This is a genomic window from Flavobacterium sp. HJJ (assembly GCF_015351475.1).
Taxonomy (GTDB): Bacteria; Bacteroidota; Bacteroidia; order Flavobacteriales; family Flavobacteriaceae; genus Flavobacterium; species Flavobacterium marginilacus.
The window spans coordinates 89,193-110,964 of record NZ_JADKPR010000015.1 but is presented as its reverse complement, the minus strand read 5'-3'; the positions used below and the strand labels follow the sequence as shown (position 1 = coordinate 110,964).

Genomic DNA, 21,772 nt, shown 5'->3' with positions numbered 1-21,772 from the left:
AGATGTTTTTTTGTATAAAAGCAGCACATACTAAACTATTGTTTTGAATTTTAGAATGTGACAATTTATAACTTTAAACAATTGAACAGATTCAAACGGTTTTACAATGATATCATTTATTCCTGCAGCTATTGCTTCATCAGTAATCTCATTTTTATCAAAAGCCGTTAATGCAATAATAGGCGTTTCAATTCCTTCCTGTCTTATTCGTCTGGAAGTTTCAAATCCATTCATCAAAGGCATATTAATATCCATTAGAATAATATCAAACTCCTCTTGGCCTAAAATTTCCAAAGCCATAAAACCATCATCAACAACTTTGCAGGAATAGTTGTTTTTCTCCATAGTTTTTTTGGTAATCAATTGATTAATATGATTATCCTCAACTACGAGCACTTTAAAGATTTGATTAGAATTCAAATCAACTTGTATATTATTTATCATTTCATTAGTCTTCTCAGAGTTACATTCAAAATCAACACAAAAGGTAAAACTTGTTCCCTTTCCCAATTCGCTTTCAACAATAATATCGCTGCCAAAAAGTTCCAGCAGTCTCTTCACAATAGACAAGCCCAATCCAGTTCCTTGATAATCGAGCTCTTTTCTGCCTACCTGAACAAACTTATCAAAAATCTTACCTTGATCCAAAGGAGCAATACCTATTCCATTATCTTTTATTTTAATTTCAATAGAATTTATTTCTCCTACAGTTTGTATTTGTTTTGCTATTATTTCAACCTTTCCATTTTTTGTAAACTTTAAGGCATTACTAACTAAATTCATCAAAATTTGAGCAAATCGAAGTTTGTCGCCAATTAAACTTTCTGGAATTAATGGATCAACGTCAATGTATATTTTATTATTGTTTTTTTTGGAAATAAATGATAATGAATTTTTAATCATATATAATTCATCTGTCAGATTAAATATCATCTGATCCAAAACGATTTTATTTTCTTCAATTTTATTAATCTGCAGAATATCATTTACCAATGACAATAAATAGCGTGCAGAAAATTTTAAAGAATTTAAATGCGGACTTTTTTCAAGCTCTTTATGCTCTTCCAAAAGCAGATCAGCAATACCAACAACGCCATACAAGGGAGTTCTTAATTCATGGCTTATCGTGGATATAAACTGCGTTTTCAGCAAAGCTGATTCTTCGGCTTTCTTATTAGCAATAACCAGTTCTTGATTTGCAAGCAGTAAATCGGCATTTGATTTTAATCTAAACCTGTTGTTTTTAATTAATGAATTCAGGAAAAGCAATAAAACGAAAGTCGCAATTATAAAAAGTAAAACAATGATTCTTGATTTTTTTAAACTCTGAAACTGCAGGTCTTTTTCATTTTCAATTTTATCAATAGTTCGTTTGTATTCGTCCAGCTGAAAATTAATCCCTTCAACATTTGCCTTTTCTAATTTTTCTTCAGCATAAATTTCCTCATTAAGACGTGTATAGACCTGCAGGTTCTCATAGGCTTCTTTATATTTTTTCTGCTTTAATAAAAGCTTAGAATATTCCAAATGAGAAAATGACAAATCTGATTTTTCATTGAGTTCCTTACCAAGCCGAATCGCTTTCTGGAAATGAAAATCTGCTTTTTTGTCTTCATTTTTAAAATTGCAGTACATACCGTTAAGCATATTAAGCACTACAACGACAAAATTATTTTTATGTTTTTTATAATATGAATTAATTATCTTTAAACTTTGTTCTCCTTCTTTAAACTTGCCGATATCGAAAAGCGCCCATGTTAAATTGAGATTAGTAAAAGCTGTTTGGGAAGAATCTGCAATTTTTTTACTGTATTCAATTGCTTTACGGTAATGAAAAATCCCTTTATTGTAGTTCTTTTTTTCAAAACAATACATATTTCCCAGATTGTTATTAATCCTTTGTTTTATAGTATCATTTTGAGTTAAATCTGCATGGCTTAAAGCTTTATCGTAATAAAAAATAGCTTTATCAAATTCTGCCAAAGCATTAAAATTGGCTGCAACATTATTATAATTTTCAGCAATAAGAAGGTTGTCTTTTATGTAAATCGCTTTTTGCAAAGCCAATCTGGAAATCAATAAAGATTTTTCAAAATCTCCAGATTCTCTTAACTTTGTCGCAGATTGAATTAATCCATTAATTTCTTTCTTAGCAGGCAGTTGAGTCTGTCCAATTAAAGCTGTTCCTAAAAAATTAAACCAGAGAATAAATAATAAAACTATCCTTATTGGGGGCATAATAGATGTTATTTCTCCAAATGTACATCAAAATATACAATTTTAGTGCATTTGTACTGAGAATATTTCAAAGAATCTATTTTGACATAAAAATAAAAAACAGTTACATTTTTAGTTGTAACTGCTCTTTTATTTTTTATTTTAAAATTTACTTTTATGCTAGAATGTTCAAAATAAACTGCAAATATTTTTACAGAACATTTTCCTTTTCATCTTCCCATTTACCCACTACAGATGTGGCTAAGGCATTTCCTAAAACATTTGTAGCACTCCTGAACATATCACAAAAGTGATCTATTGGCAATATCAAAGCGATGCCTTCAACTGGGATTTTAAACATACCGCAGGTTGCCGCAACAACTACCAGACTCGCTCTTGGAACACCGGCAATTCCTTTACTGGTTAACATCAATACAAAAAGCATCGTAAACTGGGTTGGGTAGTCAAGATGTATTCCATAAGCCTGAGCAATAAAAATACCTGCAAAGGTCATATACATCATACTTCCGTCAAGGTTAAAAGAATATCCTAGAGGCAGCATAAAAGAAACAATTTTATCTTTCACTCCAAACTGCTCTAATTCCTCGGTAAGTTTAGGAAAAACTGCCTCAGAACTTGTAGTTCCAAAAGCAATGATCAATGGGCTGATTATATGCCTTAATAATACTTTCATTCTATTGCCCAGAAAAATAAATCCTATAGCAATAAGAACCAGCCACAACGTACCAATACCAATAAGAAAAGAACCAAAAAACTTGAAATATGTAATAGCCAGTTCCTGAAAATCCCTAACAGCAAAAACGCCTGCAATTGCTCCAAAAACTCCAATTGGCGCAAATTTCATCACATAATTTACCATTTTCAGCACGATATGTGAAGACCTGTCCAAAAAATCTATAACAGGTTTTGACTGATCACCTATCGAAGCAGCAGCCAAACCGAAGAATATTGAAAAAATTACAATCTGTAAAATTTCATTGACCGCTAAGGCTTCAAAAAGACTTTTAGGAACAATATGCTCTATGAAATTTTCAAAAGACAAACTCTGAGTTTTTGCGGTTACATCTGTAACACTTGCCATATCGACATTGGACAGATTTAACCCAACACCCGGCTGTAATAAATTCACATACAGCATTCCTATTAACAATGAAAAGAAAGAAGCTGTAAAAAACCATCCCAGTGCTTTTCCGCCAATTCGGCCGACTGCTTTTATATCACCCAATTTTGCAATTCCTACTACCAAAGTGGTAAAAACTAACGGTGCAATAATCATCTGCACAAGCCTGATAAACACAGTGGCCAGCATTTTTATTTTGGTACTAAATTCTTTGGTCGTTTCCAAAGCAACCGAATTATGAATTATAATACCTAATACCGCTCCTAAGAGCATTGCAATAAGGATTTGACCAGTTAATCCTTTAAAAAAAGATACTTTTTTGGTTTCAATTGTAGTCATTTAATTAATTTCAAGGTTAAAATTCAATATTTAGCTCGTCAAAATACTGAATACTTTTTCTTCTTTATAAAAAAAACTTTCTATAATTCTTAAATTACAAGTACGTTTTATTCAAAAGGAAAAAATCTGCTATAACCATTGCTGCCATAGCTTCTACAATTGGTACTGCACGGGGAACAACACAAGGATCGTGACGCCCTTTACCAGTCATCTCGGTAATATTTCCTTGATTATCTAATGAATCCTGCTTTTGCATTATCGTGGCCACCGGCTTGAAAGCAACTCGGAAATAAATATCCATTCCGTTGCTTATACCGCCTTGGATTCCGCCAGAACGATTAGTTTTGGTAGTTCCGTCAGGATTATACAAGTCATTATGCTCGCTTCCTTTCATTTTAACGCCTTCAAAACCGCTTCCAAATTCAAAACCTTTTACGGCATTGATAGAAAGCATTGCTTTTCCTAATTCGGCATGCAGTTTATCAAATACCGGCTCACCAAGACCGATTGGCACATTTTGGATTACGCAAGTTACCGTTCCTCCTACCGTGTCTCCTTCTTTACGGATTTGGCGGATATATTCTTCCATAACCGCTGCCGATTCTTCATCTGGACAGCGAACAGGATTGCTCTCAATTTTTGAAAAATCCAATTCGTGATATTCTTTTTCCAAGAAAATTGGACCAACAGAAGAGACATAAGCGTTGAATTTAATTTCAGGCAGCATTTGCTTTGCAATAGCCCCAGCTACCACTCTGCTTGCCGTTTCGCGGGCAGAACTTCTTCCGCCGCCTCTGTAATCACGGAAACCGTATTTTTTATCATACACATAATCGGCATGACTTGGTCTGTAATTATCTTTAATATGGGAATAATCGTCTGATTTCTGATTGGTATTCGGAATAATAAAACCGATTGGTGTTCCAGTAGTTTTCCCCTCAAAAATTCCAGATAAAAACTGTACATCATCTGGTTCTTTACGCTGTGTAACTATTGCGGACTGGCCCGGTTTTCTTCTAGCCATTTCAAATTGAATTGCATCAAAATCCAGTTGTATTCCCGATGGACAACCATCTATAATTCCGCCTAATGCTTCTCCGTGTGATTCTCCAAAAGTGGTTACTCTATATAGTGTTCCGTAGCTGTTTCCTGCCATTGTTTTAAAGTTTTTGGCAAATGTAAGTTTTATGAAGTAATATAAGAAGTAAGGAATGAAAATTTATTACTTAGATTACTTTATTTAGCTAGCAGGCTTGCTAATACCCCTATTTTACTCAACATTAAGATACAAACTTATCATGCTGTAAGCATCCTCACAAGTAACGCGACAAACAAAGTCCACATCGATACGGAATAGCAATCGAAGATTCTTAACAGAATCAAAAAAAATCCGATCGCGCAGACCTGCACAATGATAACGAATTGCATTCTGTGCTGGCAAAGCAAAGCTTAAAAACTGTTTAATACCAGGATTGGCGGATTTCAAATACAAGATTGGGATTGTTATATCTCTATTACTAATCTTTTTCCTCCGTCAATATTCATTCCCCAAACTTTTTCAATGTCTTTCAATTCAGCATTCACGGTTTCTATTTTTAATTTATTGTCGGCTGCAAGCTGGAATATTTCAGGAAGTATTTCAGCGAACAAGAGTTTTACTTCTTCTCTTGTCCAGCTACCCAAACCCGAACCTGAAATTTGAATATCTGTTCCTCGCAAAATTGAAGATGAAAGAGTAATTATGTCGCCTGTCATACCGCCAACTGTAACAAAACGTGTACGGTGCGAAAAGTCACCATTACCCTTTAATGATGACAAAATCAATTCCGCACTATGTCCCCACAAGTAATCTATTACAACGTCAATTGGATTTTGTTTGTGACTTTTTTTAATTTGTGAAATAAAACTTTCATCATCTTGTTTAACTGAAATAATTTCGTCTGCTCCAAGCATCAGTAATTCCTGTAACGATTGTTCATTTCTGCCTGTCGCGATGACTTTTTTTGCTCCGTAATATTTGGCAAGCTGAACCGCAATTTTCCCAGTAACGCCTGTAGCGCCATTCACTAGAACTGTCTGTCCTTTTTCTAATGAGGCCCTGAAACGAAGCGCTAATGCAGAACCCATAACAGCATTAGGCAAAGCCGAAGCAATCGCATTATTAATATTTTCAGGAAGTTTAACAACTCTGCTTTTTTCAACGATTGCCATTTCGGCAATCATTCCGCTTACGCCCATTGCATAAACCCTTGTTCCGTCTTCGAGTAAGCCAACTCCGTCGCCACCTACTACAATTGGTTTATCAAAGTTTTGCAGTGAATAATGTTTTCCGCTTGCCCGCAATTTGTCAAGATTTTTTACAGCAGATGCCTTTACTGAAATCAATAATTCATTTTCATTTTGCACAATTGGTTCTACAAAGTCTGTTACATACTTTGGTAATTCACCTTTTTGAAATACAACTGCTGCTTTCATTTTTTCTGTTTTTTTATTAATTTTTCGTCGTACCACACGATCGAGTAGATCAGTTCAGTAATAGGCAGAATTACTTCGTCAGTTCGCTATCACCCGAGTGCAACCTCTCACCACAATGTAAAGCAGATAAATTCTAAATATTGACTAATACCTCTGTTAGCAGAAACTTCTCTCGTGAACGCAAAAAATAAACTTTCTTAAATCATCTAAAATATCTCGTTTAGCCCCTATTTCAGTGGAAATCCTTGTGAACCGGGGTTCGGCACACAAGATTGCAACGGAAAGCGGGAGGAATCATGTTCTGCTCCAAAAAAACAATCACATTCCGTTATTTGTATTTATTAATTGCCTTCTGGTACAAAGCTTCATAAATAGGCAGAATATTTTTAATATCAAATTGTTCTGCTACATGCAGTGCATTCTTTTTAAACTCATTGAGAACACTGTCCTCTTTTAATATTTTTAATGCATTTTCTGCCATTTCATTCACTTCTCCAACATCACTCAGATAACCCGAAACACCATCCCTGTTTACTTCCGGCAGACCTCCAGAATTACTTGAAATCACTGGAACACCGCAAGCCATTGCTTCGAGAGCTGCCAAACCAAAACTTTCTGTTTCGGAAGGCAGAAGAAATAAATCGGTAAGGCCTAGAATGCGGTCAATCTCATTACTGTTGCCAAAAAATATGACTTTGTCCTGAATACCAAACTTCCTGCATAATTTTTCAGCCTTTTCTTTTTCGGGGCCATCCCCTACCATCATCAACTTGGATGGAATCTTTTTTTGAATCTTATAAAATATTTTAATGATATCCGGAATTCGCTTTACTTTCCTGAAATTACTGATATGTGTAATTATTCTTTCTTCGGGATTAGCCATAACAGAACGCCGGCAGGGAATCGTTGGGTCATAATCTTTTTTGTCCAATTCAATAAAATTAGGAATGACCTGAATCGTATTTTTAATATTGAATAATTTCAAAGTATCATCTTTCAGGCTTTGGGAAACCGAAGTCACGTAATCTGATTTATTAATGCTAAATGTAACTGCAGGCTTGTAAAAAGGATGGTTCCCTACCAAAGTAATATCGGTTCCGTGCAGTGTGGTCACCATAGGAATATCGATTCCTTCGTCTTTTAGCATCTGTTTTGCCATATAGCCTGCGTAGGCATGCGGAATTGCGTAATGCACATGCAGTAATTCTATTTTGTACAATTTAACCATATCGACCAGCTTACTGGACAAAGCCAATTCATAAGGCTGAAAATGGAATAAAGGATATTCCGGGACAATTACTTCGTGATAATGCACATTTGGATTAAGAAGTGCTAAACGTACAGGCTGACTATAAGTTATAAAATGTATTTCATGTCCTCTTCTTGCTAATTCCAGACCTAATTCTGTTGCAACTACGCCACTTCCTCCAAAAGTTGGATAACAAACAATTGCTATTTTCATATATGTTTTTGATTGTTTTTTATTGAATATATTTAATCTGCACACGAATATGAATACTTCCTTCACATCGATTTTATGCCGATTTAATATCTATTTTTAAGCGTAACGAATGTAAGCAGATTAGGAGCGGTTTTCTATGAAAAAAAAGTTAAATTTTAACATTTTTAAAGTTACTTTCAAAGCTTTTTTACAGAAGGAATTTCTTCGAAGCAATATTTTTTCAACAAAATTAAGAGAACATTGTTTGTAGTGAAGCTCAGTTTTGGACTGGGGCAATTGATAAAAAAAGCGGGAAAGAAAAACCCACCTGCATATAAAAGTTTATGACTATCCTTAACTAATACCAAACAGATCTAAAAGAGCCACAGATTAAAAAGATTTACACAGATTAAAAAAAAACAGTAATGAAATCTGTGAGAATCTGTGTATTCAGTGACGAAAAAAAATACATGGTATTATTTGCGGACAGTCATATAAAAATAATCTGTTTTAAGCATTCACATATCAGAAATCAAAAATCGTTAATCTGAAATCTTCAATGATATTACTCCCAAAGCTTTTTTTGATGAGGTTTTCTTTTTTTATTAATCCACTTATTTAGTTTATAACACAAAAAAGCAGAACCGCTTCCCACAAGCGCACCAGCCAAAACATCAGTAGGATAATGCACGCCAAGATACATACGGGAATATCCAACTGTACCTGCCCATATAAAGGACGGAGCAATTACATACCATTTAGGATATGCCATACTTAAGGATGTTGCAGCTGCAAAAGCTGATGAAGTATGAGCTGAAGGAAAAGAGGTACTGGATTCATCTGTAACATTTTCAATTTCCGGATAGGTTACATAAGGGCGGTCTCTTTTGGTAATACTTTTTAAAGCTACAGAAATAAATACCGAAGCTGCCAAAGACTCACCCATGAATATTGCTTTTTTCTTCGTAGTACTGTCCTTTTCGATTAATCCAACGGCATAAATAATCACAGGGGTACCAACACTGACAGGCATTGCACTGTTCGTAATTCCAATCATTGCTGATTCGAGATTAGTATTTCTATTGAGATTGATTTTTTTTAAAAGATCAATATCTGAGTTTTGGGCATTAGAAATCGAAAAACAAAACAGTACTAATAAAAAAGAAATAATTTTAGACATCCTTGCTTTTAATTAATTGAAAAAACGGCTGTGCCAGCTGTCCAAAGCAGGAACTTCCCAAGATTCATTGAACTCCTCGATATTATTTACCAGATTATTAAAAACAACTGTGTTTTCGGTAACCGCTTTATCTTTAACCATTTTCTTGAAATCAATTAATGGCTTATATGCAATATGCTCACCCAATTTGAAGGTTACATTCATTTTATCCAATAAATCTACATTGTATTTTTTCTCTATACTTTGGATAAATTCTACCGATGAATCGATTGAACAGCCTGTTGCTGCCTGCACTTCCTGATTAACTGCGATTATAATGAACCGATTGTATTTTAATAAATAAGATGATTCTAGACTTGTTCCATGCGCTGCCCATTCGTTAAGAAAAGACTGCAGATCAGTTTCAATTTCGGAAAACTCTGCATCCGAAAATTTTCTATTCGATTGATAAATCCAAATTCTAGATTCTCCGGGTAAATTTTCAAAAGGAACGTACATTGTATTTATGATTTTAGAATGCAGATTTTAGACTGCAGATTTATAATTTTAGATTTAGACTGAAAAAAGTTTAAAGTTATTTAAGGATTATTTAAAATAGTTTAGGATTGTTGTTTTCAAACTGTTAAACATTATCTTAAACAATTAAACTTTTACAGGTCTTGAGCATTTGCAATTAACTCAGCGATATCCATTACTTTAACGTCATCTTCCCGCTCTTTATTTTTAACTCCGTCTGTCAGCATCGTGTTGCAGAAAGGACAGCCAGCTGCAATAATGTTTGGTTTTGTTTCCAAAGCATCTTCTGTTCTTTCAATATTGATTTCCTTATTTCCAGACTCAGCATCTTTAAACATTTGCGCTCCGCCGGCACCACAGCATAAACCATTTGCTTTTGAACGTTTCATTTCAATTAATTCAGCATCAAGTTTCTGAATTAAATCTCTTGGCGCTTCATATACATTATTAGCTCTGCCTAAATAACAAGGATCGTGAAAAGCAATTCTTTTCCCTTTAAACTGCCCTCCTTCAATCGTTAATCGTCCTGAATCTAATAATGATTTAAGGAATTCAGTATGGTGTACCACTTCATAATGACCGCCAAGTTCCGGATATTCATTTTTCAAAGTATTGAAACAATGCGGACAAGCAGTAACTATTTTTTTTGCTTCATAGGCATTCAAAACTTCAATGTTCATCATGGCCTGCATTTGAAACAAAAACTCATTTCCTGCTCTTTTTGCGGGATCTCCGGTACAGCTTTCTTCTGTTCCTAAAACTGCAAAAGAAACATTTGCACGATTCAGAATACGCACAAATGCTTTAGTAATTTTCTTTGCTCTATCGTCAAAACTTCCTGCGCATCCTACCCAAAATAAAACTTCTGGCTGTTTTCCCTGGGCTAGCATTTCGGCCATTGTTGGCACTATTAAATTTTCTGACATTTCTTTTAAAAATTCGTTTATTTGTTTATTCGTTTAATCGTTAATTTGTGAATCAGCTATTCGGTTAAACAAATAACCAAATAAACGATTAAACTATTAGTCATTTTTCCAATTCAAACGGTCCTGCTGACTGTACTGCCAAGGAGCACCATTATTTTCGATATTAGTCATCATGGCATTAATAGGCATTGGAGCTGCGCTTTGTTCCATCACTAGATAACGTCTCATATCCATAATAATAGAAAGCGGGCTTATATTTACCGGGCATTCCTCCACACAGGCGTTGCATGATGTACAAGCCCATAATTCCTCTGGAGTAATATAATCGTTCAATAACGTTTTATTGTCTGGTACAAAAACACCTTTGTTAGCATCGATATTCTTTCCTACTTCTTCTAATCGGTCTCTTGTGTCCATCATAATTTTACGCGGAGACAATTTTTTACCGGTTTGATTTGCAGGACACGATGATGTGCAGCGTCCACATTCAGTGCATGTATAAGCATTCAATAACTGAACCCAATTTAAATCCTGTACATCGCTGGCTCCAAATTTATTTGGAACTTCATTTTCCGAAACCGGCGCTGCAGCAAATGGATCAGCATTAGGATCCATCATCAGTTTTACCTCTGCCGTCACCGATGCCAAATTATCAAATTGTCCCTGAGGATTTAAGCTGGCAAAATATGTATTTGGAAAAGCCAATAAAATATGAAGGTGTTTTGAAAAATATAAATAATTCATAAAAACCAAAATTCCAACAATATGCATCCACCAAAACGCTTCATTCAGCAGCATGACCAATTCATTTGACATTCCATTAAAAACTGGAGCTATAAATTGACTTATTGGAAAAGAACCTGCTTTTATGAAATGTGAAAATCCTCCAGGCACATTCTGCAAATGCAGATCCGAAGCATTCATCAATAAAAACAAAGTCATCAAAGTAATTTCAAAATATAAAATATAATTGGCATCACCTTTTGGCCAGCCTTTCAAATCCGAATGAATAAATCTTTTCAGCTTGATGATATTTCTTCTTATCAAAAAAACAGTAACCGAAAATAAAACTAAAACGGCCAGAATTTCAAAAGAGGCTATTAAAACATCATATACAGCTCCAATCGGAGCAAATATTCTATGAGTCCCAAACAAGCCGTCTATAATAATTTCTAACAATTCTATGTTGATGATAATAAAACCAGCATACACAATAATATGCAGTATTCCTGCAACTGGTCTTTTTACCATTTTGGACTGTCCAAGAGCAATCATAGCCATATTTCGCCATCTAGCTTTTGCATTATCTTTACGATTTACATCAATACCAAGATTAATATTCCTAATGATTTTTTTTACATTCAAATAAAAATATCCGAATCCAATAATCAATACAATGGCAAATAAAACATTACTAAGATAACTCATGAAATTAGTTTTTTACGTTTGTAATAGAATCTTTTGGAGCAACATATGGTTTGTTCTTTTTACCAAAAACGGAAACATTTACATATCGTGTTGGATTTAGTCTCACATCCTGTAAAAGCAATTCTAACTCTTTTGAAGTTTTGGACAAATTAGCATACAAAGCATCGTCTTTCATTAATTTACCCATTGTCCCTTTACCAGACTCTATACCTTTCATTATACCGTCAACTTTAGCTAATGTTGCATTCAGGTTTCTAACGGTAAGACCCAGATCAGCTTTATTTAATGAATCTGAAATCTTTACAAAATTATCTGAAACCTTATTGAAATTAGAAACAACACCTTTCAATTGTCCCTTGTTTTCCTCTAAAATTACATTTGCATTTGAAGCAACTTTATGAAACTGCTCCATTGTAGCACTAAGTTCTGCTAAACTCTTTTTTAAATCGGCTTTACCTTTGGCATCTAAAACTTCATTGAAACTAATAACCAATTGATCGGCACTGGTCATTAATTTTTCAACTTTGGCAAGAACCGGACCAACTTTGTCGCCTAAAGAATCCATAAGGCTAGCCTGTACAGCACCCTTTAAATAATCACCGCTTTCGGCAATATTTTTATCGGTATAATTAGGGCGAATCGCTAATTGTTTACCACCAATAAGACTGGCATCATAAATTGCTGTTGTACTTGATTTAGATATTGGAAAATCAGTGTTTACCTGTAATTCAACTAACAAAGTACCTTTTTCTGTTATTGTTATTGTTTTTACTTTTCCTACAACAAGCCCGTTAATAGTTATAGGAGCTGAAGGTGCAAGTCCTTCTACATTTTCATATTCCGAATAGAAAGTTTTATAACTATTAAAAAGATCTTTCCCTTTTAAATAACTATATCCCCAAATGAATAATAAAATTGATGTAATAACTAAAATAGCAGTCTTTATTTCTCTTGTAATTTTCAAAATTTTGTTTTTTTTAATGGTAAATTTAATATAAAATATTCGAACTAATAATTATTTAACCGCTTCCTGAACGCTTATTTTTTTACCGTTCCTGAATGCCGTTAAAAAAGCCGAATCATATCCTTTGGATTTTACTTCTTTCAATTGATTCTTAGCATTTTCGTAATCGGAAGTTTCTCCATAAAAGTATTTATAGACATTATCCTCATATACTAACGATACATGTTTTAGTCCTTTAAAATTTTTTGATTCTAAAGGCAATTTGTTTTTACTGGCAGCAAATTGGACTTTAAAAATTGACCCCAGCGTATCTTTTTTTACAGTTCCTTTGTAAACCGATTGATTTTCTTCTTTTTTTTCAAGGTTTTCATCATGATTCTGAACAGATTTCTCACTAATACTTTCTCCTTCCTCATAATCAAAATTTTCATTTTTATAACTAACAACTGCATCAGCAATAGCTTTGGCAATATCATTTTGACCATTTTCAGATCCCAGATAAGAAATATCATTCGGACTTGAAATAAAGCCTATCTCGATTAAAACTCCCGGCATAATAGAAGCATCTAATACCCATAAAGGTTCTTGTTTTATGCCCCGCGATTTTATTCCCGAAGACTTTGAAAAATTATTCTGTATTTTTTTTGCAAAACTAATACTGTTAGTCAAATTATTCTCCTGTACCATTTTCAGCCCAATTAATGTTTCTGGGTTATTTGGATCAAAACCTTTATAGGCTTTTTTGTAATTATCTTCCAGAAAGATTACGGAGTTTTCTGTTTTAGAAACTTCAAAATTCATATTTGTTCTTGACATTCCCATTACATATGTCTCACTTCCATTTCCTGCTTTATTTTTATTAGCGTTACAATGAATTGAAACAAATAAATTTGCATTAGCACGATTTGCATTTTTGGCTCTTTCTCTTAGTTCAACAAATTCATCTGTTTTACGGGAATAAATCAAACCAATACTAGGGTTCTGTTCTAACAATTTACCAACTTTTAAGGTAACTGCCAAAGTTATGTCTTTCTCTTTATGACCATTATACTTCGCTCCAGGGTCTTTTCCGCCATGACCCGCATCCAAAACAACTTTGAATTTTGCAGGCGATTGTGCTGAGCCGGCAGTAAAGCTTAGAATTGCTAAAAATAAAGTTATTACTGCTTTAAATTTATTTTTTGAAAACATCATAATTCTAAAAATTAATATAATTATATGACTTCTGTTATAAATTCATCAATTGATTCCTTGCGCCTTCATAGTCAGTATTTCTTCCAAAAATGCATTTATTAGACATTATCTTCATAAATGTGTGAAATAATTTGTAATTATTAAAAATTTCTAAATTTCAATACTGCTTTTCGGAACAAAAAAACAGTTTTTATTAAATAGATTACAAAGTTTCTTTTTTAATTACACCTTAATTATTACCTGGTGTTTCATTAGTTTTTACAGGATTTTCATTAAGTATCTGTGATGGTTTTTCTTCAAAGGTTTCTGTACCTCCATCTCCAAAATATTCATTCTTGTAACCAATAATAGCATTCGCAATTGCTTTAGCAATATCATCCTGCCCTTGTTCTGAATTAAGCAGGTCACCTTCAGCCGGATTAGAAATAAAACCTGTTTCAACCAAAACTCTAGGCATATATGCTTTGTGCAAAACCATAAAAGGAGCCTGTTTTACTCCTCCATGACGCAATTTTTTTCCTAATAAGGCAAAAGCATCTTCTACCTTGCTAGCCAATGAAATACTGTTTTCTAAATATTCTTCCTGCATCAAAGTCATCCCAATCATTGTTTCCGGAGAGTTTGGATCAAATCCTTCGTACTTTTTCTTATAATCTTTTTCCAGGGTAATTACCGCATTTTCCTTTTTTGCAGCCTCCAGATTCGAAGCAATTTTATTCATACCCATAACATAGGTTTCGGTACCGTCTGCAGCAGTATTTTTATTTGCATTACAATGAATGGAAACAAAAATATTTGAATCGGCTCTATTTGCAATATTGGCTCTTTCTACTAAATCAATAAAAACATCTGTTTTTCTGGTGTAAATCACTTCTACTTTAGGATAAGATTCTAAAATTCTGCCCACTTTTAATACTATAGCCAATGCAATGTTTTTCTCGATTCTTCCGCTATAAACAGCTCCAAAATCATGATCGCCGTGACCTGCATCTAGAGTAACTTTAAAATTATTGGATTGCCCATAAATATTGCCCACAAATAGCAGTATTAAAAATGTGAATGCAATTTTCATTTTTTTTGTTATATCCATCTAATAGTTAATTTTATTACAACAGTTCTATTATAAATTTATGTTTTGATTATTTTTGCCGAAAAATATAGTAATTTTGGCTCAAATATATTCCTATCTTCATTTTACAAAAATAGTATTTAAACCTTTGCATACAAACTTATTTAATATCGTTTTATTATCAATTTTCCTATCTCTAGGCTGTTCTAATTTATATTCTCAAGATATAAAAAAGAAACAAACTTCTATTACTCCTAATAAACAAGAAGTTAAAAAACCTGTTAATGATACGGCAGATAAAAACACTGAAGCTGAAACACCAAAAGATACAGTCAAATTAGACACAATAAAAGTTAAAAAAGTTTTCCTGAACGGACAGGTAAAATACACAGCCCAAGATTACCAGAAAATTGAGAAAAAGAAAAAACTCATGACTTTGTACAATAAAGCTGAATTGTACTATGAGGATATTGAATTGAAATCGGGTATCATTGTCATGGATTATGAGAAAAACGAGGTATATGCTGGCCGGATTAAAGATTCCCTAGGCAACTATACTCAGTTTCCAAATTTCAAACAAGGTTCGAATGTCATTGAACCAGATTCTATCCGTTTTAATTTCAAAACAAAAAAGGCTTTAATCTGGAATTCAAGAACTACTCAAGGGGAATTCAATGTAAAAGCTGCTATTACTAAAAAAGAAAATGATTCCGTATACTTCCTTAAAGGCGCAAGATTTACTACCGCCAAAGATGTTGACAATCCTGAATATTATTTTCAAACCAATAAGATAAAATTCATTCCGGGAAAAAAAATAATTACAGGTTCCACTTACATGGTAATTGCAGGTGTGCCAACGCCAATATACATGCCTTTTGCCTATTTCCCTTTATCAAAAGAAACGAGTGTTTCCGGAATTATTCTGCCTTCCTATAACGATTCAAACACCAAGGGTTTTTCATTACAGAATGGAGGATATTATTTTGCGCTAAGCGATCATTACAATCTAACTGTTGTTGGAGATTACTACACCAATGGAAGTTACGCTTTGGGAATGCAGTCGTCTTATGCTAAAAGATACAATTTTCAAGGAAACATTAATATTAGATACGAAAATAACATAGTCAGCGAAAGAGGTTATCCAGATTATTCTAAAACAAAGATCTACAACATTCAATGGTCTCACTCACAGGATTCAAAAGCCAATCCAAATTCAACATTTTCTGCTTCGGTGAATCTAGGGAGCAGTGAATATTTCAAAAGAACTATTAATCAAGTCAATGTAGGTTCTTCTTTAAATAATTCATTGAGTTCGTCAATATCATATAGCACAGTATTTCATTCTGTACCAGAAAGCAGAATATCACTTACAGCAACTCACTCTCAGAATACCAATACAAAAGAAATCAACATGACTCTTCCTACACTGCAGTTTAGCGTAGACCGTGTGTATCCGTTTGCAAAAAGTGACGGCACGAAAAAAGGTTTTTTCAAGAACATTAATTTACAGTACAACTTAAACGGAAAAAACAGCTTTAAGACAACCGATTCATTATTTTTTAAACCTGAAATGTTCCAAAATGCTGATATTGGATTCCAGCATTCCATTCCGTTAAGCACCAACTTTAAAGTTTTCAAATATTTTAGTGTTTCTACCTCTTTAAATTATGATGAAGTCTGGTATTTTAAAACTATCGAAAAACATTACGACAATCAATTAGCTACAGTAGTTACTAACGAAGTAAAAGGGTTTGATGCTTTTAGAACATATTCTTCATCAACTAGTATTGGAACAACCATTTACGGAACTTTTAATTTTGGAGCTGATAAAAAAATACAGTCAATCAGACACGTAATGAGACCCGCAATTTCTCATAGCTACGCTCCTAGTTTTGAAAAATACTATGACACCTACGCAATCGACGGAAGTGGCGGTATGCAGAAAGATTACACTCGATTTGAAGGCGGTATGTACGGTGCGCCCGGTCTTAATAGCTCCAATTCATTTGGATTCAACCTTAGTAATACTTTTGAAGCAAAAGTTGCAGATAAGGATACCACCAAAACCGAGCCGAAAAAGATAATGCTGTTAAACAATCTAAATCTTTCTACCAGTTATGATGCCAATGCCAAAACACTTGCATGGGCTCCTGTAAGGATAAGCGGTGGAACTCAATTCTTCGATAATAAATTGGGGGCTAATTTTGGAACAACCTTGGATCCTTATGCGATTGATAATGGTGGAAATAGAATAAATACTTTCAATATTAACAATGGAGGCAGTCTTTTTAGAATGACAAGTGCCAATTTGACTATGAATTATTCCCTGTCAAGCAGAGGAGAGAAAAAAAAGAAAAAAGATTCGCAGGCCGAAAGAAATGGAGGCCGGGAAGATGATTTATTTGGTTCTGATATTGACACCGGAAGTTATCGAAAAAACAGCCAGTTTACTGATGACGATGATAAAAGTGAAGATGCCGTTACCGAATTTTTTAGATCTAAATTGCCTTGGGACATGACATTTGCCTATTCTCTTACATATGGAAACAGCAATAGAGAGAAAAAAATAACAGGGAATTCCATTATGATTTCAGCCAATACCGATTTAACACCAAAGTGGAAAGCTGGTATTTCAACTGGTTTTGATTTTGTTCAAAAAGGCGTTACTTTTACTCAATTGCGTTTTGAAAGAGATTTAATGAGCTGGAGAATGGATTTTAACTGGACTCCTTTTGGACAAAATGCAACTTGGAATTTCTTTATTGGAATCAAATCTGGTGTTCTCAGCGATATTAAATGGGAAAAAAGAAATCAAAATTTCTAGATTTTTTATTTAAATTACAATTACAGCTAATAGCAAAACGATTAATAATTAATACATTTAGTCGTTACTGAATTACTGTCTATTTACTTTATACTAAAAAAGTATGTATGGAGAATTTACCATTTTTATTAAAAACACTTAATTCCACATTGTATCTGAATTAACATTAATATAAAAATCTAATTATAAATGAAAACAATAATTTACACTGAAAAAGCGCCAGCTCCAATTGGCCCATACAATCAAGCTGTTCTGACAGGAAATACTTTATACACATCCGGTCAAATTGCACTTAATCCTGCAACGATGGAATTAGTGACAGACACTATCGAATTGGAAACGAAGCAAGTCATGGAAAATATGAAAGCGGTTTTAGAAGCTGCCGGAATGACTTTTGAAAATGTTGTAAAAACTTCTATTTTCATCATGAATATGAATGATTTTGGCAGTATTAATACCGTTTACGGATCTTATTTTAACGAAAAAACCGCTCCAGCTCGTGAAACGGTTCAAGTGGCATGTCTGCCGAAAAATGTAAATGTAGAAATATCTATGATTGCAGTGCTATAGCATTAATCAATAATTGTGCTGTTGCTTCGTTTGTAGCCAACGGCACATTATGAACATCGCAGACACGGATAAGCATATTAACATCAGCTTCGTGCGGATGGCTTGACAGTGGGTCTTTAAAAAACAAAACCATTTGAGTCTTTCCTTCTGCAACTCTCCCTGCAATCTGAGCATCACCTCCTAAAGGACCAGAGAGCATTCTTCTGACTTTAAAACCTTCGGCTTCGGCTCTGCCTCCCGTTGTTCCTGTTGCTATAAATTGTATTTTTTCCTGTTGTAACAATTCACGGTTTTTAATTAAGAATTTTACAATATCTTCTTTTTTCCCGTCATGTGCAATTATTGCTATCTCCATATTTTATTTATTAGCTACGTGATAAGCAATCAAACCATCAATAGGTCTCCTAAGTACATTACCTAACTGCAGTTCGTATTTTTCAAAAATTTCAGCAAGTTCTTCTTTTAAATAAAAAGCGATAGAACCTACAAAATTTACTGGTACTTCTTTGCAGTTTTCAAACTGCTTGACATAATTTTTAATAAAAGATTTCATCCCTTTAAAAATTATCTTGCGGCAAAATTCATGTTCTTTATTCTGAATCAAAAATTTAGCAAAAGTTGCAAGATAAGCATTTGGATTTGGTTCTTTATATAATTTATTTTTAATAAAATCCGGGTCCAAATTATATTCTTTTTCAAATGCTTCAGCCAATTCTTTTGGCATTTTATTGAAATAGTATTTTCTAATTAATTCTTTTCCAAAAACATTACCGCTACAGTCATCCATTACGATATAACCCAATGACTGAACTCTTTGTTCTAAAACCTTGCCGTCAAAATAGCTGCAGTTAGAACCTGTACCTAAAATACATACGATTGCTTCTTCTCCTTTTGGTGTTGTTGCAAAAACAGCAGCATATGTATCCTCTTCTACAACTACAATTGCATTAGAAAAATAAGATTTAAAAGCTTCGCTAAGCATGCTTTTCATTCTATCAGTACCACAGCCCGCACCATAGAAAAATAAATGGGTCGCTGTTTTTTTATTTTGTTTTATGTCAAAACGATCGTCTATACGAGCCAGAATTTCGTCGCTGTTAAGAATTTCTGGATTTAAGCCTAATGTTTGTGTTGTAAACATTACTTTTCCATCGTCATCTATCGCAATCCAATCTGCTTTAGTAGAACCACTATCAACTATTAATTTCATATTTAATTTGGTTTATTTGGTTTATTTTTTTTATTGTTCATTGATGTTTTAACAAATATCAAATGAAACAAAACAACAAGATCCCATTAATTTCACTTAATGGGATCTTGTAAAAATATAAATATTATTTTAGTGAAGTGATATGAACAGCTAAATCAATTAATTTGCTTGAATATCCATACTCATTATCGTACCAAGATACTAATTTGAAGAAAGTAGAATTTAATCCAATTCCTGCAGTAGCATCAATAATTGAAGTTCTTTTATCAGAAATAAAATCTTGAGAAACAACTGCATCTTCAGTATATCCTAAAATACCTTTTAATGAAGTTTCAGAAGCATTTTTCAAAACAGCCATAATTTCTTCGTATGAAGTTTCTTTAGCCACTTTTACAGTTAAATCTACTGTAGAAACGTCAGCTGTAGGAACACGGAAAGCCATACCTGTTAATTTTCCATTCAATTCTGGAATAACTTTTCCAACAGCTTTTGCAGCACCTGTCGAAGAAGGAATAATATTTATTGCTGCAGCACGTCCGCCTCTCCAGTCTTTTCTAGAAGGTCCGTCAGCAGTCATTTGAGTTGAAGTTGTAGCGTGAACAGTTGTCATTAAAGCTTCAACAATTCCAAAGTTATCGTGAATAACTTTAGCTAATGGAGCTAAACAGTTTGTAGTACAAGAAGCATTAGAAACAACTAAATCAGAAGCTTTTGCTGTTTCGTGGTTTACTCCCATTACAAACATTGGAGCATCTGCAGATGGAGCAGAAATAATTACTTTTTTAGCACCGCCTTTGATGTGCTCATTTGCAGTTTCGATAGTTGTAAAGATACCTGTACATTCAGCTACTACATCAACTTCAACTTCGTTCCATTTTAAATCTGCAGGATTTCTTTCAGCAGTAATACGGATATTTTTCCCGTTTACATAAAGTTTTCCTTCTTTTACTTCTACAGTTCCGTCAAAACGACCGTGTACTGAATCATATTTCAATAAGTAAGCTAAATGATCAACATCTAACAAATCGTTGATTGCAACTACTTCTATATTATCTCTATTGAAAGATTCTCTGAAAACAATTCTTCCAATTCTACCAAATCCGTTAATTCCTAATTTTACTTTTGACATTGTATTTAATTTAATTTATATTTATTTTACTTTTCTTTCTTTTATTTTAAATTGACATAATATCTGACACACGAAGTAATTCCTGATCAATTTCTGTATGTCCTTTGATTGCTTGTTCTAAAGGTGTAAGTTCAATTTTATCTGCCAATAAACCAACCATATAATTAGATTTACCTTCTAATAAACATTCAACAGCTTTTACCCCCAAACGACTCGCTAAAACCCTGTCAAAACACGATGGTGCACCACCACGTTGCATGTGTCCTAATACTGATACGCGTACATCATATTCTGGAAAATTATTCTCAACATAATCTTTAAGCTCAAAAACAGTTTTACCTATTTTATCACCTTCTGCGATTACCACTATACTTGATGATTTTCCTGCTGCTTTACTTTTTCGCAGAGAATCCAATAAACGGTCTAATCCCAAATCTTCTTCAGGAATAAGAATTTCTTCAGCACCGGCACCAATACCGGCATTCAATGCTATATGGCCTGCATCACGCCCCATTACTTCAATAAGAAATAATCTATTATGAGAACTTGCTGTATCACGAATTTTATCAATTACATCTACAACTGTATTCAGAGCGGTATCATAACCTAATGTATGGCTTGTACCATATATATCATTATCAATCGTTCCCGGAATTCCCATTACTGGAAAATCATACTCCGAATTAAAAATTAAAGCTCCAGTGAAAGAACCATCGCCTCCAATAACCACTAAAGCATCAATACCTGCTTTTACAAGGTTCTTGTGTGCTTTTGCACGTCCTTCCGGAGTTTTAAAATCCATGGACCTTGCCGATTTTAAAATAGTTCCTCCTTTATTTACAATGTTATTTACACTTCGGGGTCCCATTTCTTTAAAATCCCCTTCAATCATTCCTTGATAGCCTCTATAAATACCAACACATCCTATGTTATGAAAAGCGCACGTTCGAACAACAGAACGAATGGCGGCATTCATACCTGGAGAGTCTCCTCCAGATGTAAGTACACCTATCTTTTTTATTGTTTTTGACATTTTTTTAAGTATTAAAGTGTAAATTTAGCAAATATCAAAGATATTTTAGGGGTGCTTTCTAAGATTTTAATAAAATAACTGAAATTCAAACGTTTTCGTTGATAAGTTTTCTCTAT

General features: G+C 33.6%; 18 protein-coding genes. 2 read left to right on the top strand and 16 right to left on the bottom strand.

Annotated elements, in window-relative coordinates; all coding sequences use genetic code 11:
- Positions 1 to 30: 30 nt before the first annotated feature.
- From IRZ80_RS13160 to IRZ80_RS13105, 12 genes are all read right to left on the bottom strand, one after another.
- Positions 31 to 2,238, bottom strand: a complete 2,208-nt coding sequence (locus IRZ80_RS13160; protein ID WP_194642031.1) for a response regulator — start codon at positions 2,236 to 2,238, stop codon at positions 31 to 33.
- A gap of 190 nt (positions 2,239 to 2,428) precedes the next feature.
- Positions 2,429 to 3,697 (bottom strand): dicarboxylate/amino acid:cation symporter, encoded by a 1,269-nt coding sequence (locus tag IRZ80_RS13155; protein ID WP_194642030.1) that lies wholly within the window; start codon positions 3,695 to 3,697, stop codon positions 2,429 to 2,431.
- A gap of 94 nt (positions 3,698 to 3,791) precedes the next feature.
- A complete protein-coding gene (gene aroC, locus IRZ80_RS13150; RefSeq protein WP_194642029.1) occupies positions 3,792 to 4,853 on the bottom strand; it encodes a chorismate synthase in 1,062 nt (353 codons plus the stop codon).
- A 347-nt stretch (positions 4,854 to 5,200) separates the two neighbouring features.
- Positions 5,201 to 6,172 (bottom strand): zinc-binding alcohol dehydrogenase family protein, encoded by a 972-nt coding sequence (locus IRZ80_RS13145; RefSeq protein WP_194642028.1) that lies wholly within the window; start codon positions 6,170 to 6,172, stop codon positions 5,201 to 5,203.
- Positions 6,173 to 6,500: 328 nt separating this feature from the next.
- Positions 6,501 to 7,634, bottom strand: coding sequence for an N-acetyl-alpha-D-glucosaminyl L-malate synthase BshA (bshA, locus tag IRZ80_RS13140; protein WP_194642027.1), 1,134 nt, complete (start codon positions 7,632 to 7,634; stop codon positions 6,501 to 6,503).
- 544 nt (positions 7,635 to 8,178) lie between these two features.
- Positions 8,179 to 8,793, bottom strand: a complete 615-nt coding sequence (locus tag IRZ80_RS13135; protein ID WP_194642026.1) for a phosphatase PAP2 family protein — start codon at positions 8,791 to 8,793, stop codon at positions 8,179 to 8,181.
- Positions 8,794 to 8,805: 12 nt separating this feature from the next.
- Positions 8,806 to 9,291 carry an ABC transporter ATPase gene (locus tag IRZ80_RS13130; protein ID WP_194642025.1) on the bottom strand — a complete coding sequence of 162 codons (486 nt, stop codon included), beginning with the start codon at positions 9,289 to 9,291 and terminating at the stop codon, positions 8,806 to 8,808.
- Between the two features lie 152 nt (positions 9,292 to 9,443).
- Positions 9,444 to 10,235 carry a (Fe-S)-binding protein gene (locus tag IRZ80_RS13125; protein ID WP_194642024.1) on the bottom strand — a complete coding sequence of 264 codons (792 nt, stop codon included), beginning with the start codon at positions 10,233 to 10,235 and terminating at the stop codon, positions 9,444 to 9,446.
- A gap of 96 nt (positions 10,236 to 10,331) precedes the next feature.
- Positions 10,332 to 11,663 (bottom strand): (Fe-S)-binding protein, encoded by a 1,332-nt coding sequence (locus IRZ80_RS13120; protein ID WP_194642023.1) that lies wholly within the window; start codon positions 11,661 to 11,663, stop codon positions 10,332 to 10,334.
- A 4-nt stretch (positions 11,664 to 11,667) separates the two neighbouring features.
- Positions 11,668 to 12,627 (bottom strand): MlaD family protein, encoded by a 960-nt coding sequence (locus IRZ80_RS13115; RefSeq protein WP_194642022.1) that lies wholly within the window; start codon positions 12,625 to 12,627, stop codon positions 11,668 to 11,670.
- Positions 12,628 to 12,678: 51 nt separating this feature from the next.
- Complete coding sequence (locus tag IRZ80_RS13110) at positions 12,679 to 13,821, bottom strand: N-acetylmuramoyl-L-alanine amidase (protein ID WP_317174767.1); 1,143 nt, start codon at positions 13,819 to 13,821, stop codon at positions 12,679 to 12,681.
- Between the two features lie 229 nt (positions 13,822 to 14,050).
- Positions 14,051 to 14,893 carry an N-acetylmuramoyl-L-alanine amidase family protein gene (locus IRZ80_RS13105; RefSeq protein ID WP_410504231.1) on the bottom strand — a complete coding sequence of 281 codons (843 nt, stop codon included), beginning with the start codon at positions 14,891 to 14,893 and terminating at the stop codon, positions 14,051 to 14,053.
- 94 nt (positions 14,894 to 14,987) lie between these two features.
- On the opposite strand from IRZ80_RS13105, the gene IRZ80_RS13100 reads away from it, so the two are divergent.
- Both IRZ80_RS13100 and IRZ80_RS13095 read left to right on the top strand, forming a co-directional pair.
- Positions 14,988 to 17,714 carry a putative LPS assembly protein LptD gene (locus IRZ80_RS13100; protein WP_194642021.1) on the top strand — a complete coding sequence of 909 codons (2,727 nt, stop codon included), beginning with the start codon at positions 14,988 to 14,990 and terminating at the stop codon, positions 17,712 to 17,714.
- A 189-nt stretch (positions 17,715 to 17,903) separates the two neighbouring features.
- Positions 17,904 to 18,284, top strand: a complete 381-nt coding sequence (locus tag IRZ80_RS13095) for a RidA family protein (protein ID WP_194642020.1) — start codon at positions 17,904 to 17,906, stop codon at positions 18,282 to 18,284.
- Here the strand turns inward: IRZ80_RS13095 and IRZ80_RS13090 are convergent.
- From IRZ80_RS13090 to pfkA, 4 genes are all read right to left on the bottom strand, one after another.
- Positions 18,265 to 18,639: a methylglyoxal synthase gene (locus tag IRZ80_RS13090; RefSeq protein WP_194642019.1), complete on the bottom strand. Its 375-nt coding sequence runs from the start codon at positions 18,637 to 18,639 to the stop codon at positions 18,265 to 18,267. The genes IRZ80_RS13095 and IRZ80_RS13090 overlap by 20 nt on opposite strands.
- Positions 18,640 to 18,642: 3 nt before the next feature.
- A complete protein-coding gene (locus IRZ80_RS13085; RefSeq protein ID WP_194642018.1) occupies positions 18,643 to 19,494 on the bottom strand; it encodes an N-acetylglucosamine kinase in 852 nt (283 codons plus the stop codon).
- A 124-nt stretch (positions 19,495 to 19,618) separates the two neighbouring features.
- Complete coding sequence (gene gap / locus IRZ80_RS13080; protein WP_194642017.1) at positions 19,619 to 20,623, bottom strand: type I glyceraldehyde-3-phosphate dehydrogenase; 1,005 nt, start codon at positions 20,621 to 20,623, stop codon at positions 19,619 to 19,621.
- 46 nt (positions 20,624 to 20,669) lie between these two features.
- Complete coding sequence (gene pfkA / locus IRZ80_RS13075; protein ID WP_194642016.1) at positions 20,670 to 21,656, bottom strand: 6-phosphofructokinase; 987 nt, start codon at positions 21,654 to 21,656, stop codon at positions 20,670 to 20,672.
- Positions 21,657 to 21,772 lie beyond the last annotated feature (116 nt).